This is a genomic window from Paenibacillus sp. FSL K6-1122 (assembly GCF_037977015.1).
Classification (GTDB): Bacteria; Bacillota; Bacilli; order Paenibacillales; family Paenibacillaceae; genus Paenibacillus; species Paenibacillus amylolyticus.
Window position 1 is genome coordinate 2,476,792 of sequence record NZ_CP150272.1, and the last position, 17,891, is coordinate 2,494,682.

Here is a 17,891-nt window from a genome sequence, read left to right on the forward strand (position 1 = left end):
ATGATGTGATGTCTAATGAGAGCGGAGAGATACAGAGGCTACGCAGAACGATTGAGCAGTTATCAGATCAGATGATCCGGAGTAAAGAGCAAGAGGAACGGACACTTACGGAATTCTCGGAAATGAATAATGAACTGGTGACACTCCAGCGTCTGCTTGCAAAGAACAATAACAGTCTTGAAGCTGCACGTCAGCAAGCAGTAGATGCAGGTGATTCAAAAATCGCATTTATTGCAGGCATCAGTCATGATTTTCGTACGCCATTGAATGGCATATTGGGGATGGCTGAGATGCTGAAGCTGTCTCCATTGTCTGAAGAACAGGAGAATTCCGTTTCCGTTATACAGGATGCTGCCAAACTGCTGCTTAAGCTGATTCAGGATCTTCTGGATCTGTCCAAACTTGAGGCGGGTCAGATGCGACTTGAACTGGGAGAAGTGGATCTGCAAGAGACGATAAACTATATTGTTCGTTTGCTCGAACCCCAAGTCAGAAAGAACGGAAATCAGTTATCGATAGACTGTGACCCCAGAATCTCTACTCTTCTTGAAGGGGATCCAACGAGGATTACACAGATACTGATCAATCTAATTCAGAATGCGAACAAATTCACATCAGAAGGTACGGTGCGGATACGAGTCACCCTTGTGGAAGATGATGAAGTTACACAAATGATCCGATTTGAAGTCGAAGACACGGGGATTGGTATCTCGGAAGAAGATCAGAACCAGTTATTTCAACCCTACATGCAGACTGAACGAGGACGCTCAAGTGAGTATGGAGGAACGGGCCTTGGATTATCGATCTGCAGGTCGCTCGTTACACTGATGGAAGGTCGGATTGGAGTAGACAGTCAGGAGGGTGAAGGATCAACATTCTGGTTCGAACTTACACTTGGTAAGAAAGACGGTAACCAGTCCGCTAACCAGTCTGTTGCTTCCGCTCAAGAGCAACAGGGGCAGGATATGGATGATGAAGCTCCTTCTGTATCTGTATTGCTGGCCGATGATAATGTCATCAACCGGCAGCTTGTTATGTTGCAGCTCAAAAAACTGGGAATAACCCAAGTGGACGCTGTAGTGAATGGGGAAGAGGCAATAGCTGCTTTTCTCAGCAAAAAATACAGTTTGATTCTCATGGATTATATGATGCCAGTGATGGACGGTTTGGAGGCAACACGCAAAATCCGCTCGATAGAAATGGATGAAATGCGCCATACCACACCAATCATTGCAATGACAGGTAATGTCATGCAGGGAGAGAAAGACAAGTGTATGGAAGCCGGGATGAATGACTTTATTGGCAAACCCTTCACGCTGGAAATTCTGAGTAAGATGATCGAGAAGTGGCAGCAATCCTCCGAACCGACCGAGGTACTAAATATGAGCATCGTACATGAGATCGCGGAATTAAACACCGATGGCGATCGTACACTCCTTGGTATGTTGTTGGACATGTATCGTACCGATACACCTGGCAAGATTGAGGTGCTGCGCAGGCATATTGTGTCCGGTGACCATGTTGCTGCAACCGAGGTAGCCCATGATCTGAAATCAGGGAGTTTGAGCCTAGGGATTCGTTATTTATCAACTTTGTTTGCTCAGATAGAGCAGTTCGCGAAGGAAGGTCAATCACGGAAAGCAGAACCTTTGCTGGATGCTTTGTTACCCGCCTATCAAGCAGCATGTGCAGCACTGCAACGAGTAAGTAAAGATTGAACATATCTTAATGAGGAAAGAGGGTAGGGCTCGTTCATGTTATTCTACGTACTTGCGGCACTGGTACTGATCTTTCTTGCTCTTCTGTGGGCAGGAGGGCTTTATTTTTTCAAAACGGCCATTCGCCGTACAGCAAAAACGTTTTTGGTAGATAATCCAAATCTGATGCCTGAACCGGACAATGAAATCATTAGCAGTGCTTCTGACCTGAAGTGGCTGGATGCTCAGCCTACAGAAGAGATATCTCTTCAATCACATGATGGATTAAAACTGTATGGTACATGGCTCGGTTCCAATAAAGGGTCGGATCAGACGGTTATTCTGGCACATGGTTATTCGGGGAGAGGCAGAGAAATGGCTGGATTCGCCCGGTTTTATGCGGAAAAGCACGGTTATAACGTACTCATGCCAGATGATCGAGGTCATGGACAGAGTGAAGGTGATATCATCGGTTTTGGCTGGTTAGATCGGAAGGATTATGTCCAGTGGACCAACTGGGTGCTTGAAAAAGTGGGTACACAAGGGGAAATCATATTGCACGGCATATCCATGGGAGGAGCAACCGTACTGATGACAGGTGGTGAAAACCTGCCGACTCAGGTTAAAGCGATTGTATCTGATTGTGCGTATACATCCGTGGAAGAAGAACTGACGTTCCAGTTGAAGCAATTATACAAGCTTCCTGCATTTCCGTTTATACCTGTCACAAGTCTGATCTCCCGGTGGAAAGCAGGGTATTCCTTTAGAGAGGCTTCGGCTCTCAAGCAGCTTGCCAAAGTTAACGTTCCCGTGTTATTCATCCACGGTGAGGCTGATATGTTTGTACCAACGGAAATGGTGTACAGGTTGTATGAAGCTTGCCCAACCAAAAAGGAATTGCTGACCGTCCCCCGTGCGGGTCATGGCACAGCGTTTCAAGTCGATCGCACTGGATATGAGGCGGCGCTGGAATCCTTTATGAAGAAAAATCTGTCGCCTGCTTTTAATTGATTTTTGTGTGACAATCTGGGTATTAAGTAGAAGATGCAAATCATTTTCAAAACGATGGGGGTATCTTGATGGGAAACGAACAATTTGAGGCTGCGCGAAAAGCAGAGGCAGGTTATCATTCCAATTTCTATCAGAATAATGAATTGTTCGCCTCCGGTACCTGGATGTCGAGGCCCATGCCTATGGTGATGGATATGCTGGAACGTCTCCTTGCTCACAAGGAGGAATTGCGTGTCCTCGATCTGGGATGCGGAGTGGGAAGGCATACGATACCGATCGCACAGCGCCTTGCAAAAACGAACAGTGAAGTCATCGGTGTGGATTTGCTGGATGAGGCCGTAGACGGACTACGCAAGTATGCGAAAGAATATCAGGTTGATCATATCGTACAGGCAGTGAAAGCAGATGTTGAGCATTATGCTGTGAAGCCAAACTATTTTGATTATATCGCTGCTTGTTCTTGTCTGGAACATGTCTCAAATAAACAAGCCTTCATGGAAGCGATAGACCGGTTACAGGCCGGAACTCGTACAGGGGGCATTCATTGTATTACGATGAGTACCAATGTGGAGGAAAAAGAAATCAATACAGGCAAGGAGATTAAACCATTAATTGAACTAAACCTGCCCACAACCGAGGCGATTGCTATACTGGAGGATGCCTACAAAGGCTGGAATATTCTGCTTCAGGAACATGTTACACAGACGATTGAAGAGGAAAAGTATGATGAACCGACACAATTTCGTTGTGAACTGCTTCGTTTTGCTGTACAAAAGCAATAAATTCTCTGCCGGGACCTGACAATGGACCCGGCACTCTTAATGTGTGGTCTGAAGGGAGATGGTTAAGGATGAATACATATGTAATAGGGATGGATGGAGGAGGGAGCCACACGCGTGTGGCTGTCGCAGATCAGAACGGGAAGATTGTATCCTATGTGCAAAAGAATGGTTGCAACCGTTATCACGATACCAATGCTGAGCAAAATGTGCTGGAGGGTATCGGAGCTGAATCGGCACACGACTTGAACTTTTAGAGGCTAACGACTACAATACGATAACGGAAACAAGCAAGGTATAGGAGGAATCAAGGTGTTAATTAATCTGAAATCACGCATACAGGAGCCGGAAGTACAGGAGCTATTGTCCTACTCGGTCTTTCCTGATCCGGATCACTTGAACCGTGCGTTGCAACAATATGTAGAGAAAGACGAATTGCAAATGGGCGGTTACGAAGATGAGGGACAATTGATCGGTCTGATTGGATATGAGAAGACAGGAACAAGTGAGGTTACCATTCATCATATCTCGGTTTTGCCTGAAAACCGCTTTAAAAATTATGGACGTGGTATGATCTCACAACTGTTGGCAACATACAATCCTGATAGACTGATTGCGGAGACCGAGCTGGAAGCCGTCGAGTTTTATCGGAATACGGGGTTTGTGGTATATAGTCTGGGTGAATTATACCCAGGTGTGGAGCGATTCCGTTGTGTGCTTGAAAAAGAGGAAGATACAGACGAAGAGTAGCACAGAGGCCTTTTATTACTTTAAGAAATATATGGATTATCATCAGTACAGGATGTTGGATTTGGCAATGAGCTGAGTCGGACGTCCTGTTTTTTTGTCGTTTTCATCAAAAAAGCAGGAAAAAAGTATTGCTTTGTAAGATTGTTTCATTATAGAATAGTTTCACAGAAGAATAGTTCGTTAAGTGAACTATATAGATTTGGGAAAGGAGAATGAAGAATGAGTACACCGGATGCAAAAAGTTTGGTGAACCGCTATTTGGATGCTTCCTTTATGGTCAATAAGCGGTTTGATACGCGGATACGTGAACAAGTGGGGCAGACCATAACGACCGATCAGTTCTGCGCACTTCGTCTGATTGAAGAGAAACCTTTCTGCACGCCCTCTGATCTTGCAGAGCTTCTGTGTATAGGTAAGAGCAGCATTACCGCTTTGGTCAACAAGCTGGTGGATCGCGATCTGGTCCATCGGGCCGGGGATGAACGTGACCGCCGCGTTGTATATCTGACACTGACGGATACCGGACGACAGGTATACAGGGAAACAGAACAGGAAATACAGCAGATTCTGGAGCCGTATCTGGTTCATTTTAAACCGGAAGAAGTCCGAATTTTCATTGAATCTTTTGAGAAGCTTGCAGCTTTGCTATCGCATGAAGGAGGACGGGAGAACGAATGAGAACGATACTAAAAGCAAGATGGTGGTTAATGGGGCTATGGGTTGTTGTAGCTGCCGTGTTGATGTTTACCGCCCCTAACATGAGTGAACTGATTCGGGAAAAGGGACAGTTTTCGGTTCCGGAAGGGTACTCTTCCACCCAGGCAGCAGCAATTTTGAATGAAGCTGCAGCACAAAAAGGAGAACAACAGGGGAGCCAGATCGCCCTTGTATTCTATAATCCAGATGGGCTGGGCACCACGGGGAAACAAGAGGCAGAGAAGGCAGTTAAGCAATTGGAGGCCGACAAGGAGAAGCTCGGTATTCTGTCCATTCTGGAACCTTTCTCTCAGCCTGAACTGTCTGAGAAGATGATCTCAGCTGATGGCAAAACGATTCTAACATCGCTATCCATTGATCAGGGAGATCGTACGGTCAAGGAAATGCGGGAAGACCTGAATGAAGCATTGAAGTCCGTCAATGTGGAGCACTACATAACCGGTAAAGGTCTGATTGATGAAGACACCATTGAAAGTTCCCAAGAGGGACTTAAGAAATCGGAATATATCACAGTTGTCTTTATTTTACTCATTCTGTTCCTGGTCTTCCGTTCGTTTGTAGCTCCGTTTGTACCGCTGCTGACGGTAGGGATCAGTTACATTGTATCGCAACAGATTGTTGCATTCCTGGTGGATGGGCTCGACTTCCCGATATCCACGTTTACACAGATCTTTATGGTCGCAGTCATGTTTGGGATTGGTACGGATTACTGCATCCTGCTGATCAGTCGGTTCAAGGAAGAACTGGCTCATCATGAGAATACGTGGGATGCCATCATTGCTACCTATCGTACTGCCGGTAAAACGGTACTCTTCTCAGCACTAGCTGTGCTGGTTGGATTCATTGCGATTGGCTTTGCCCAGTTTATGTTGTACCGTTCTGCGGTTGCCGTAGCTGTAGGTATTGCAGTGATGATGCTTGCCTTGGTGACCATCGTACCATTCTTCATGGCGGTGCTGGGCAAGAAGTTATTCTGGCCGTCGAAGGGTTCACTTGAACATGCGGAGAGCAAGATCTATGGTGCAGCTGGTCGCTTTTCACTTAAACGTCCATGGGCTGCGCTGCTCATCGTTGCAGCTGTCTGTGTGCCTCTTCTGGCAACCTACGATGGCAAACTGTCGTTCAACAGTCTCGATGAGATTGGTGAGAAATATGATTCCGTAAAAGCGTTTAACATTATCTCTGACAGCTTTGGTCCGGGTGAATCGCTGCCGGGTCAGATCGTTATCCAGAACGATGAAGCGATGGATAATGCGAAATATATGGCCGTTGCCGAGAAAATTAGCCGGGAAGTAGAGAAGGTAGCCGGAGTCTCTGGTGTCCGTAGTATGACACGACCTACGGGTGATGAGATTAAAGATTTTGAAGTTACACAGCAAGTGGGAACATTATCGGATGGACTGGGTGAAGGCAAGACGGGTCTGGACAAAATCCGTGATGGTCTGAGTGAAGCCAGCAGTCAGCTAAGTAAAAATGAACCACAGTTAAAAGAAGCTGCTGATGGAGCAGGTGAACTTACCAAAGGAACCTCCCAGTTGCAATCGGGTATCACGCAACTCAGTGAGGGACTAGGGCAGATTGAAAAAGGTATTCGTGACGGTTCCGCAGGTGCGGGTGATCTGAAAGCCGGACTTCAGCAAGCCAAAACGAGTGCAGATCAGCTTGCGCAGGCGAACAATCAGTTGCTTGAAGCCTATCGTCAGGCGGGAGCAGGGGTCGCTGCACTGGGGGATGGAACCCGCGAACTGGAACAACAGCTGAACGGGGTTTCAACAGCTCTAACCAGTCTGTCCGAATCCTTCACAGCACTTGAAGAGCGTTATCCTGAATTGCAGCAAGATGCTGATTACCAGCGTATTAAAGGTACGATTGGAGAAACAGGTTCTGGCACAGCGCAGCTTGCGCAAGGTTTGGGTCAGATTAAGACCAAACTTGGGGAAGCCGCTGCTGGAATTAATCAGGCCAATGAAGGGTTTGCCTCCGCAGCAGCCGGACAAAAGGCGCTTGCCGATGGCCTGGGCCAGATTGTAACGGGAATCGGTCAGTTGCAATCCGGTCTCAAACAGGCTGCAGATGGTCAGGGCAAAGTGATTAGTGAAATTCCTTCCATTCAGGATGGACTTGGCCAGCTTCAGGGTGGTCAGGAGAAAATCCAACAAGGCTTCTCGGATCTGAGTGGTCAGCTGACACAACTGACAGATGGACTGAATCAAAGTGTCGATGGTATTAAACAGGTATCCGGTGGACTGGATTCAGCGCAGGACTACCTGACGCAATTGCAAAATTCACCAGATTCCGATCTGGCAGGCTGGTACGTTCCTGATGAAGCACTGAACAGCAAAGACTTCACACAGGTATTTGATACGTATCTGTCTGAAGATCGGAAAACGATGACGATTGATGTTATTTTCGCCGAAAATCCATACGGAACAGAAGCCATTGATCGTGTTCCTGACATTGAGGCGGCAGTACATCGCGCGGTACAAGGCAGTACACTTGAAAAAGCAGATATCGCCATAGGTGGCGTTACCAGCACGTTTGCAGATTTGCAGGAGATCTCGAATAACGACTATACACGTACTGTAATGCTGATGCTGGCAGGCACATTTATTATTCTGGTTGTACTGCTTCGCTCGGTCATTATGCCATTGTATCTGATTGTTTCCTTATTACTGGCTTATTTCACATCGATGGCGTTAACCGAAGTGATCTTTGTTAATATCCTCGGATTCGCAGGCATTAGCTGGGTTACTCCGTTCTTCGGATTTGTTATGCTGATTGCACTTGGTGTGGATTATAGCATCTTCCTGATGGACCGTTTCAATGAGAACAAAGGTATGAAAGTACAGGATGCGATGTTGTACGCGATGAAAAACATGGGCACCGTTATTCTATCTGCCGCAGTCATTCTGAGCGGTACATTTGCTGCGATGTATCCATCCGGTGTTCTCTCGATGATGCAGATTGCCACAGTAGTCCTTAGCGGACTGATCTTGTACTCTCTGCTGTTCCTGCCATTCTTCGTCCCAGTGATGGTGAAGATGTTTGGCCGGGCCAACTGGTGGCCGTTCCCGAACAAGGAACAATCAGATTCCGTTGATTCGGATCGGACCATAGGCATGTAATGCATTGCAATGAATCAGGCTCTGCCGCGTTATGCGGCAGGGCTTTTTTCTTTTTTTTACCTCTACAGAAGAAGAAATATGGTTTTATGCAAAAGAAAGGTGCATGCCTAAGGACACCATCCCGCGCCTTGTCTTGCCACTCATCATAAGATATAGAGCAGTTCATTATTGTTCAGAGAAATCACAGCAGAGAGGGGCGACGGGATGGTATATCGATATGTGGCTATAGGAGATTCATTAACGGTAGGTACAGGAGCGTTGCTGGGCACCGGCTTTGTTCCTTTATATCGGCGAATGGCAGAAATGAATGTTCGTACGTTTGTATCCATGGAAAATATGGGCGTGAATGGACTGACGTCGGGGGAAATGTTGCAGATGATCTCTTCGCATCCCCGAGTGCGGCAATCGCTCCGTGAAGCGGATATCATTACCATATCCATTGGCGGGAATGATCTGATTCGTACGTTCAAAGCAAGTAATGGCATTCCAAATGCCAGCAAAATGACACAGGTGCTCGGAGAAACCCGCAGTAATGTATCCCAGATCATGCGGCACATTCGGCAGTTAAAGGGCAACCATGAGTATATGGTCCGATCCATCGGATTGTACAACCCGTATCCACAAGCGACGGAAGCTGCGTACTGGGTGCGCCAATATAATTCGTTTTTGAATGGAGCGGGATCAGGCAACTATGCGTGTGCTCAGGTGTATGACAGGTTTGAAGGTCGTGAACGTGAACTGTTGTTCTGGGACAGAGTGCATCCCAATGCAAGAGGGTATCGTGTCATTGCGGAGCAGCTTAATCGGACGGGATATTATCCGTTCTCTTGATCACTTTGGAACAGAACTAGACCAAGCGATGGACTTCCTTTAAGATAAATAAAAGACAGTTCCATTTTGTGAGATAAAGGGGTTAATTTTTGGTGCAAAACATCGATTCCGGTTCCCTCCATCCTTCAGAGCAGCAGCGTATATCCGAAGTGTTGGCCTTATATGGTTTTACATCGGATTGGAAAGGCGAGCGGGGAAAGGGTGGGATGAATAATTCTACTTACATGCTCCATGTAGACGGGACTAATTACGTCATGAGACAATATGAAACACATAATGATCCGATGAAAATCACCTTTGAACACGAGGTGCTGGCAGCCCTCCAACGTTCGAACTTTAAGCTTGATACACCTTCACCTGTAAGGCGGTTATCTGGTGAGAGAGGTACGTTCCTTCCTGTAAAAGATACCCTGACAGGTCATACCAAAATCGTGACTCTGTTTCATTATAGGGAAGGCGTCAATCCCATCTGGCATACACCAGATCAATTGATAGGGCTCGGTAAAGCGGCGGGGGCCCTGTCTTATGTTATGGCTACGCTGGATATACCACTTGAACCTGTGTATCCACCATATTATCGAATTCAGGATGCGTATCCGCTCTGTTCACCAGAACGATTATTACAGCTATGCACATCGCCGCCGGAGCAATTGGCCTCATGTGCAAATGAGTTGAAGCAACTGAGAGATGCGCTGCCAGATCTGTTTGAAGCCCTGCGGGGAATGGAACATCTGCCGCATCAATTGGTTCATGGGGACGTGAATGCCTCGAATGTATTGGTAGATCAGCAGGATGGTGAAATCTGTGCCATTTTGGATTTTGAATTTGCGACATGGGATTTGCGGGTAATGGAGCTGGCTGTTCCGATGTCTGACCTCCTTACCCTGGACAAGAGTGAAGATTGGATGTGGCAGGCACAGGAGGGACTGATCAGGGGATTTCGGGAACAGGTCAGCCTGAAACCGGAAGAGTTGCTGGCCATACCTCGATTGATTTTGCTGCGTAGTCTGGATGTGGTCATGCATTTCATCAGTCGGATGTTCGAGGGTACAGATGAGCCGGAAGTGGCTGTGGAGCAGATTGTGAAGCTCAAACAGCGGATCGACTGGATGCATCTCCATGAAGAACGACTGCGTGAGATATTGGTGTATTAATATCGTTATTAAAAATAAAGTGCACTGGTACTGCTCATACGAGGGCAGAGATCAGTGCACTTTTATTGGTTAGAAAAGTGATATATGAAGATTACAGCGTATAGCGAATGACATTACAATCCACGTTTGCGGAACCAACTGCGGACAGCCCAGCGGCGCTCCTGACGTTTTTTGTATTTGGGCAACGAACGATAAACGTTCAACGATTGCTCGTATGCCTGCTTCGCGTCTGCATTGCGCCCAAGGGAACGGTGAACCGAACCGAGCAGATAATAGGCTTCACTGGAAGAGGAATGAATCTCCTGAAACTGATGCACATAATCCAGCGCTTTGTCCTCATGCGTATCTTTGAAGGCTCCAGCAAGGGTTAGGTACGGGCGTCCGTACTTAACTCTGGGGTTGATCTCGAGTGCTTGCAAAATATGACGTTCGCCTTTTTCGATGTTGCCCAAATGAAGCTCAGTTGTTCCTAATGCCTCCCAGTACTCAGCTGATTGCTCGTATGGGCGTTCCAGTTCAAGCAATAACGCATGTGCCTCACTGTAACGCTTGCGCTCAATTAACAGGCGAGCCAGTTCCAGCTTGGAGGAAACTTCATTGGGACTCATGGCAAGCTGTTGCCGAAGCCGGGAGATGTTACGCATACGTTTGAGAGGTTTCGTGAAGCTTGGGAACACCCCAACGTAACGACGATCCAGGAAATACAGTATAACGAGTAAAATGAGGATGGCAATGAACGGATTACCTACAATCCGCCATAGAAGGCCAAAGATAAGAAATTTAATAAGCACAGGTTCAACTCCATTTATGATGTAATCGCGTTTCGTACACTTAAAATATATTTCGACTGATCCAACGGGTTAACTCCTCTGCGTTTGCGAGTATGATTCACATCCGCAGAACAATCTTGATATCCGGCAAACGAAGTCGTAAGCATCCCGCGGCCGCTTGTCTCGGAACGCAGTTTCACCGGATAATCCATTGAGGTGGCAAGAGGCATAACTCCTTCAATAATACAACGTCCGCTACCTATGACGGGGGCTTCGAAGGTTGCCCGCATATGTACCAGATCGCTAAGGGCCTTACCGCCGTATTCTTCCGGGACTGTCAGCCGGAACTGAAGAAGGGGTTCCAGCAAAGTAGTACCTGTTCTCGACAATCCATCCATGATTCCCATAGGCGTGGCTACAACAAAATCCAGCGGATGCGTATGCCAGACATGATGTTCCCCTTCCACCAGCGTGATGCGCAGATCGGTTACTTCCCAACCGAGCATACCTTGAGACAAGGCTTCCGGAATTCGTCGTTCAACTTCATTCTGATAACGTAACAGCAGATCATCTGTCCTTACGGTTGATGAATAGATCAGACCGCTTCCCCGAGGTAAAGGTTCAATCTTGAAGCGGAGGATGGCCCAGCAGGGCTTAGGCATCGTATAAGCGATGTAACCTTCTCCAGCTGCACGAGGCGTTTCCTTATAGATAACGGATGGCGGATCGAACACGACATCCAATCCGAAACGACTCAGCAACAGGCTGGATAAAATCTCAAGCTGAATGGTCCCCATGACCTTGAGATGCAGTTCTCGTTCCTCCGGCAACCATTGCAGGTCGAGTAAGGGGTCTTCATCCGTCAACTCTTGCAATGCTGCGACAAGATCGGGGTAACGTGCCGGGTCCTTGCCATGTACTTGTACGGTCAGCAAAGGCACAGCCATCTGTGGCAGAGGAGGTACACCTTCAGGATTGCCGATAATGTCACCCACATGTGTGTCACTCAGTCCGTACAGCGCAGCAATCTGTCCCGCGTGAACGGCACCGGTATCCGCCCATTTTCGTCCATCCATGCGGCGAATCTGCGTCACTTTCTCTTCAAGCTCCCGCGTCGAATTATGGATGGTATCCCGATTGTGTAAGCTGCCACCATACATACGGACGTAAGCCGTGCGTCCCATCGTACGGTCACGTTCAATCTTGAATACAACACCCGATACGGGAGAATCCACTGGTTGTGCAGGTGGGGGCAGGAATGCAAGGACTGCGTCCAGCAATGCCGTGACGCCAATTCCTTTGCCGGAAGCCCCATAACACACAGGGAACATCTCACCCTGATGCACATACCGCAGGAATGCTTCATTCAGATCCCTTTGCGATAACGGAGTCTCCTGGATGTAGGCTTCCATGACCTCTTCGTCCAGCTCGGCAAGTATCTCGACCAGACCTGGAATGGAAGGTGTGCCATCTGACAGAGAATCTTGATTCGGGTTCCATAGGGAGTCGATGCCATGAAATGAATCTTCATGGAGCTGATACGCTTGGATTTCGCATGCGAAAGGGGACAGGGTGGAACGAATCTGCTCCATTACCGCTGGGGCAGATGCGCCAATCCGATCCATTTTATTAATATAAATGATGGTTGGGATGCGAAGTGAACGAAGGGCATGCCAGATGGCTTCACTCTGGGACTGAATGCCTTCAACTGCCGACAGAATGAGAATAGCGCCATCCATTACCCGGAGTGTTCGCTCTACTTCGGAGCTAAAATCAATGTGACCAGGCGTATCAATGAGGTCAATGATGGTGTTCTTCCAGATCAGAGAGGTCATGGCTGCCTGAACGGATATGCCACGTTCTTTCTCAATCTCCAGGGAGTCTGTGGCTGTTGTTCCGTCATCTACACGTCCCGGACTTCGGACGACACCACTCTCAAATAACATATGCTCGGTGGTGGTTGTTTTCCCCGCATCCACATGGGCGAAGATACCAATATTCCTGTGATTTAATTCGTTTAACATGGAATGCTAAGCTCCTCTGACAACGGAATGCAATGTTTCCGACAAGTAATAATCCAGATTATCATACCACATCTTCCATATGGAAGAATATGTGGATATATATGATTAGGCCCAGGCACCTATGTTCCAGTCTGGTTCTATTTTAACGAGAACTGTTCATGGTTCTGCGGTATGCTGCGGGTGTTGTACCGGTTAATTTTTTGAATTGACGGTAAAAGTGGGGCAGGCTGTCGAACCCGCAAGCATCGGCAACGGCTGCCATCGTCTCATCACCTTGCACCAGATGCTCTTTCGCCATAATGACCCTTCGTGCTAATGCGTAATCCGTTAGAGTCATTCCCGTGTATCGTTTGAAGGCACGACTGAAATGGGCAGGGGATACAGAGGCGTGCTGCGCCAGTTCAGGGAGGGACAGGCCATTCCGAAGGTTATCGTCAATATGAGAGATCGTAGAAGAGAGCCATGAGGGACCTGGAGCGGATTTACCCGGATTCGCAGGTCCCGCAGCTTCCAGACGTTCCAGAAAAATGAGCAACAGTTGCAGCCTTAACAGGGCCGCATGTGCGCTTAGATGATGACCGAGCTGGAATTCGGTCTGAATATTATCAATGAGGGTGGCCACCTGTGATTGCTCCTCTGTGTTCAGATGCCTCTTATACACGCGTTGTTTACGACAACGTTCAAACAGGCTTAGCAAGGAAGAAGCAGCGCCTCCAGCGGTCGATGCCAGCAAGCCCGGGCTGAAGAACAATGCGGAAGATGTGACAGGATTGCCTGCATCCGGCAAGGCTCGGTGAACCGTGCTGCCCGGTATAATGAACAGATCTCCTTCTTGCATATTCTCAAGTCCCGTATCAATAAAGATGCTTCCCTGACCCCGATATACATAGATTATTTCATGCCAGTCGTGAAGGTGATCTGGCAATTCGTTCTGAGGGGATTTGGTATCGCTGTACACCAGGCGGAACGGAATACCGGATTCTGCTTGAATAGTCGTACGAACAGGTGAACGTTCCATAAAGACTCCTTTCCAGACGATCGTCTTCAACGAGATGTTATACCTGGTCATGAGAGAGTATATTTACCGCAATATAAGCAATTTAATTTCCTTTTATTGATGATACAATGAATTTAAAGCGTTTACAATAAAAGGGTGCAGAGCCTTTGCGCTGCATTCCGACAGTACAAATAATCGATGAGGTGAGTGTCCATGTCGGCAAGCACGAAACGGCCAAGGTTGAAGCTGAATTTACTGGGGAGCGATGGTCAGCGCAAGTGCAAGGAGATTATGGAGCGTCCCGTGAAGGTTTTGCAGATTGGAGAAGGTAATTTCTTGCGGGGATTTGCAGACTGGATGCTTCATGAGAGTGCCAGACAAGGCAAATTCCATGGAAGTGTAGCTGTTACCCAACCACGACCGGGAGGCAAAGCCAAGCTGGAGCAGATTCGTGATCAGGATGGATTATATACGATGATTACGCGAGGGCTGTCTCAAGGGAAGCCGGTTGAGCGGACAGAGTTGATCTCCATTTTCTCACAGTGTATCAATCCGTATGAGGAATGGGATGCCTTTCTGAACTTGGCGGAACTGCCTTCACTTGAGTTCGTTATTTCCAATACAACCGAATCAGGATTGAAATATACGTATGCGGACTATATCGAGGGTGAACCGGTCCAATCATTTCCGGGGAAATTAACAGTTTTCCTGCATCAGCGATATTTGAAATTTGATGGTGATCCATCCAGAGGTTTGATTCATCTGCCATGCGAGCTGCTTGAAGGCAATGGTGACGTGCTGCGCAGTTGTGTTCTCCGTCATAGTGAGGATTATGGGTATTCGGATGGCTTCCGTTCATGGATCGAGAACCATAATCACTTCCTGAACAATCTGGTAGATAGAATCGTAACAGGTGCGCCGACCCAGGAGGAAGCCGATTCCCTGACGAATCGCTGGGGTTACGAGGACCAGTTGATTAATACGGCAGAGCCATATCATTTCTGGGCCATTCAGGGTGATGAATCATTGGACAAAAAACTTCCTCTCAAGCAGGCAGGTCTCAATGTACATTGGGTGAAAGATCTGAAGCCTTTTCAGGTACGCAAAGTTCGTATTTTGAATGGGTCACATACCTTAATGTCATCCCTCGGCATTCTGCAAGGTAAGCAGCATGTGAGAGAAACGATGGAAGATCCGTATTTTGGCTCATGGATCAGGGAAGCTGTGCATCAGGAGATCGTGCCTGCTCTGGATATGCCCGATCATCAGCTGGACCAGTATGCAGAAGAAGTGTTCGAACGGTTCCTTAACCCATATATTGATCACAAATTGCAAGATATTGCTTTGAATACGATCGGAAAATTCAAGGTGCGTGTGTTGCCAACACTTTTGTCTTACGAGCAAAATCAGGGAAGTTGGCCAGAACGTTTAATTCAAGGGTTTGCTGGATTATTGTGTCTCTATCGTCCGGTAAATACGCCAGAAGGTTACAAGGCACAACGACTGAATGGAGAGGACATTCTGCTGCGGGATGACCCGGATGTCCTGGCTGCTTTGGCTGCACACTGGGACGGTTATGACACGCTTAACAGGGATCAGAACCAACTGGATAACCGGGTAGCGGCTGTGTTGTCGGATACCCTGATCTGGGGCGAAAATCTGGATGCAAGAGAAGGGCTGCGTGCAGCACTTGTTCGTGAAATCGGATTGTTGGAAGGTGAAGGGAAATGAACACAACAAGTACAATCAATGACTGGATTGCCATTCAACCACAGGATGATGTCATTATAGCGCTTCGGGATTATGCGAAAGGAGAATGCATTACCCTGCCAGACGGTGTTTCTTTTACCTTGCTGGATGACGTGCCCAAAGGGCATAAGATTGCTGTGCATACCCTGGCACCGGGTGATGATGTGATGAAGTATGGTTTCTCCATCGGGATTGCCCAAGAGCAGATTGAGCAGGGAAGCTGGATTCATAGTCACAACCTGAAGACGGGTCTGCACGGATTGCTTGAATATGAGTATCAACCGGGCGCGCAGGTTCAGACGGACATGCCTCCGGAACATCTGCGCTCATTCGATGGATATTTGCGCCCCAATGGTGACGCAGGTATTCGTAATGAGATCTGGATTGTGAATACGGTTGGATGTATCAATAAAGTGTGTGAAGCTTTGGCACGTATGGGTCAGTCCCAGTTTGGAAGCCGGGTAGATGGTGTATTTCACTTTCCGCATCCATTCGGGTGTTCACAGCTTGGTGATGATCTGAAGTATACACAACAGTTGCTGGCCTCCTTGGTGGAGCATCCGAATGCAGGAGGCGTGCTCGTCATCGGTCTGGGCTGTGAGAACAATCAGGTCGATGAATTCCGTGAGTGTATTGCTCCGGAATACCGCGGTAAAGTACGGTTTCTCAAAGCACAGGAAACGGATGACGAGCTTGAGGAAGGGCTTCGACTGATGGAAGAACTTGTGGAGATCGCTGAACATGAACAACGGAAGCCGCTTCCGCTCAGTAAACTCAAGATTGGTTTGAAGTGTGGTGGTTCCGATGGTTTATCTGGTATTACAGCCAATCCACTGGTTGGTGCAGTTGCTGACATGCTGGTTGCTGCCGGGGGTACGGCTATTCTGACGGAAGTTCCGGAGATGTTTGGTGCGGAGACGATCTTAATGAACCGGGCTGCCAATGAGCAGGTATTTCATGATTTGGTGGACCTTGTGAACGGCTTCAAGCAATATTTTGTGAACCATGGCCAGAACATCTATGAGAATCCTTCACCTGGTAATAAGGCTGGTGGCATCACAACGCTAGAGGAAAAGTCACTTGGATGTACGCAAAAGGGAGGACGTTCTTCCGTAGTCGACGTTCTACGGTATGGCAAACGTGTAACTCAAACCGGTCTGAACATTGTAGAAGCACCGGGTAATGACCTGGTATCTGTAACGGCACTGTCTGCGGCGGGTGCACATATTGTACTCTTCACAACAGGGCGGGGGACTCCCTTCGGAGGTCCGGTACCTACCGTCAAGATTGCGACCCAATCCGATCTGGCGAATCGCAAAAAACACTGGATTGACTTCAACGCAGGCCAGTTGTTGGAGGGGCAGACGATGGATGAGGTGAAAGTGCAGCTGTTCAGCCAGCTGATTGACATTGCTTCAGGACGGTCACACACACTCAGTGAGCAGCATGGATTCCGGGAGATTGCCATATTCAAGGATGGCGTAATTCTCTAAATCCATTGTCGATGGGGGCTGTTGATCGTCTGGGTTACATTATATGGTGAACCACAGCCAATTCCGGTTGAGATTTGCACTACAACCGGGATTGGCTTTATTTAGATTCCACGGATGCCAAGCGCTTTGGAGATGCTTGATAATGCTGCAGGTGAAGCATGTTGTTGTAGTTGCACAATCAATAGTTCACGTGCCTCTTCTATGCTGCCTTCATATGGCTTAATGCCGTGACGTTCCATCCAGTGACCAGCAGTCTCGTATGCGGAGCTGTTCCAGGCGACTTTGCCTTCTGCGAGCCCTTCTTTTTCTTTGGTGCCACTGATCACAATGGCTGCACAGCCCTGAAGGTCCAGAAGTCCACGGTCAAATGTTTTTTTTTCCTCTTTTGCCCCGAAACCGGCTTGTGATCGCAAGGCACGTCCATCGATGCCTTCTTGTTCTGCAACTAACGCATGGAGTTTGAACGCTTCACGGGAGAGCAGACCCGCTTCATACTGTTCCTTGATGGTTCTGGAGTCGGCAAGCAGTCGGTGTACCCAAGGGAAATATTCAGATGAGACAAGAAGCGCTTTCTTTTTGACAAATTTTCCATATGCAGCAATGCCCTCTTCAGCCAGGCGTGAACGCCATAACCAAGGATCGAATTCATCATCCTTGTGCCAATGTTCTTTGGGGGTTAGCGATGACAGAGAAGGATAATCGGCAAATAGTGGTGCCAGAGGCAGCAGCCCTATAGACTGGATACGCTGTACTGCTTCTTCGTACGTTATAACGGCTTCATATGTCATGATATC

General features: G+C 47.8%; 15 protein-coding genes. 11 read left to right on the forward strand and 4 right to left on the reverse strand.

All coding sequences use genetic code 11. From position 1 onward, the window contains the following. The first annotated feature begins 8 nt into the window (after positions 1-8). The 9 genes from NSQ20_RS11050 (at position 9) to NSQ20_RS11090 (ending at position 10,064) form a co-directional block, all read left to right on the forward strand. Positions 9-1,718, forward strand: a complete 1,710-nt coding sequence (locus NSQ20_RS11050; RefSeq protein WP_340032441.1) for an ATP-binding protein — start codon at positions 9-11, stop codon at positions 1,716-1,718. Positions 1,719-1,754: 36 nt separating this feature from the next. Continuing rightward, positions 1,755-2,708, forward strand: a complete 954-nt coding sequence (locus NSQ20_RS11055) for an alpha/beta hydrolase (RefSeq protein WP_340032442.1) — start codon at positions 1,755-1,757, stop codon at positions 2,706-2,708. 68 nt (positions 2,709-2,776) lie between these two features. Further along, a complete protein-coding gene (locus NSQ20_RS11060) occupies positions 2,777-3,490 on the forward strand; it encodes a class I SAM-dependent methyltransferase (protein ID WP_340032443.1) in 714 nt (237 codons plus the stop codon). 68 nt (positions 3,491-3,558) lie between these two features. Continuing rightward, positions 3,559-3,744, forward strand: coding sequence for a hypothetical protein (locus NSQ20_RS11065; protein ID WP_036670270.1), 186 nt, complete (start codon positions 3,559-3,561; stop codon positions 3,742-3,744). Between the two features lie 55 nt (positions 3,745-3,799). Then, on the forward strand, positions 3,800-4,237 hold the full coding sequence (locus tag NSQ20_RS11070; RefSeq protein ID WP_036609514.1) for a GNAT family N-acetyltransferase: 438 nt from the start codon (positions 3,800-3,802) through the stop codon (positions 4,235-4,237). Positions 4,238-4,456: 219 nt separating this feature from the next. Further along, entirely contained in the window at positions 4,457-4,915 is a 459-nt protein-coding gene (locus NSQ20_RS11075; protein WP_036609512.1) for a MarR family transcriptional regulator, read from the forward strand. Beyond that, positions 4,912-8,079, forward strand: a complete 3,168-nt coding sequence (locus tag NSQ20_RS11080; protein ID WP_340032444.1) for an MMPL family transporter — start codon at positions 4,912-4,914, stop codon at positions 8,077-8,079. Before NSQ20_RS11075 ends, NSQ20_RS11080 begins: the two co-directional genes overlap by 4 nt. A 204-nt stretch (positions 8,080-8,283) precedes the next feature. Next, the gene (locus NSQ20_RS11085; protein WP_017689264.1) at positions 8,284-8,910 is read left to right on the forward strand and encodes a GDSL-type esterase/lipase family protein; all 627 of its coding nucleotides are present in this window, start codon (positions 8,284-8,286) and stop codon (positions 8,908-8,910) included. Between the two features lie 92 nt (positions 8,911-9,002). Continuing rightward, positions 9,003-10,064, forward strand: coding sequence for a phosphotransferase (locus tag NSQ20_RS11090; RefSeq protein ID WP_340032445.1), 1,062 nt, complete (start codon positions 9,003-9,005; stop codon positions 10,062-10,064). Between the two features lie 113 nt (positions 10,065-10,177). Here the strand turns inward: NSQ20_RS11090 and NSQ20_RS11095 are convergent, their stop codons facing one another. From NSQ20_RS11095 to NSQ20_RS11105, 3 genes are all read right to left on the reverse strand, one after another. Continuing rightward, on the reverse strand, positions 10,178-10,855 hold the full coding sequence (locus NSQ20_RS11095) for a tetratricopeptide repeat protein (protein ID WP_026081149.1): 678 nt from the start codon (positions 10,853-10,855) through the stop codon (positions 10,178-10,180). A 14-nt stretch (positions 10,856-10,869) separates the two neighbouring features. Beyond that, the gene (locus NSQ20_RS11100; RefSeq protein WP_338708412.1) at positions 10,870-12,858 is read right to left on the reverse strand and encodes a translation factor GTPase family protein; all 1,989 of its coding nucleotides are present in this window, start codon (positions 12,856-12,858) and stop codon (positions 10,870-10,872) included. Positions 12,859-13,000: 142 nt separating this feature from the next. Then, complete coding sequence (locus NSQ20_RS11105; protein WP_076249848.1) at positions 13,001-13,876, reverse strand: AraC family transcriptional regulator; 876 nt, start codon at positions 13,874-13,876, stop codon at positions 13,001-13,003. Positions 13,877-14,068: 192 nt separating this feature from the next. Between NSQ20_RS11105 and NSQ20_RS11110 the strand changes: the two genes are divergently transcribed. Both NSQ20_RS11110 and NSQ20_RS11115 read left to right on the forward strand, forming a co-directional pair. Next, positions 14,069-15,586 (forward strand): tagaturonate reductase, encoded by a 1,518-nt coding sequence (locus tag NSQ20_RS11110; protein WP_340032446.1) that lies wholly within the window; start codon positions 14,069-14,071, stop codon positions 15,584-15,586. After that, complete coding sequence (locus NSQ20_RS11115; protein WP_340032447.1) at positions 15,583-17,097, forward strand: altronate dehydratase family protein; 1,515 nt, start codon at positions 15,583-15,585, stop codon at positions 17,095-17,097. Before NSQ20_RS11110 ends, NSQ20_RS11115 begins: the two co-directional genes overlap by 4 nt. Positions 17,098-17,198: 101 nt before the next feature. On the opposite strand, the gene NSQ20_RS11120 is transcribed toward NSQ20_RS11115, so the two are convergent. Next, complete coding sequence (locus NSQ20_RS11120; protein WP_340032448.1) at positions 17,199-17,885, reverse strand: hypothetical protein; 687 nt, start codon at positions 17,883-17,885, stop codon at positions 17,199-17,201. Positions 17,886-17,891 lie beyond the last annotated feature (6 nt).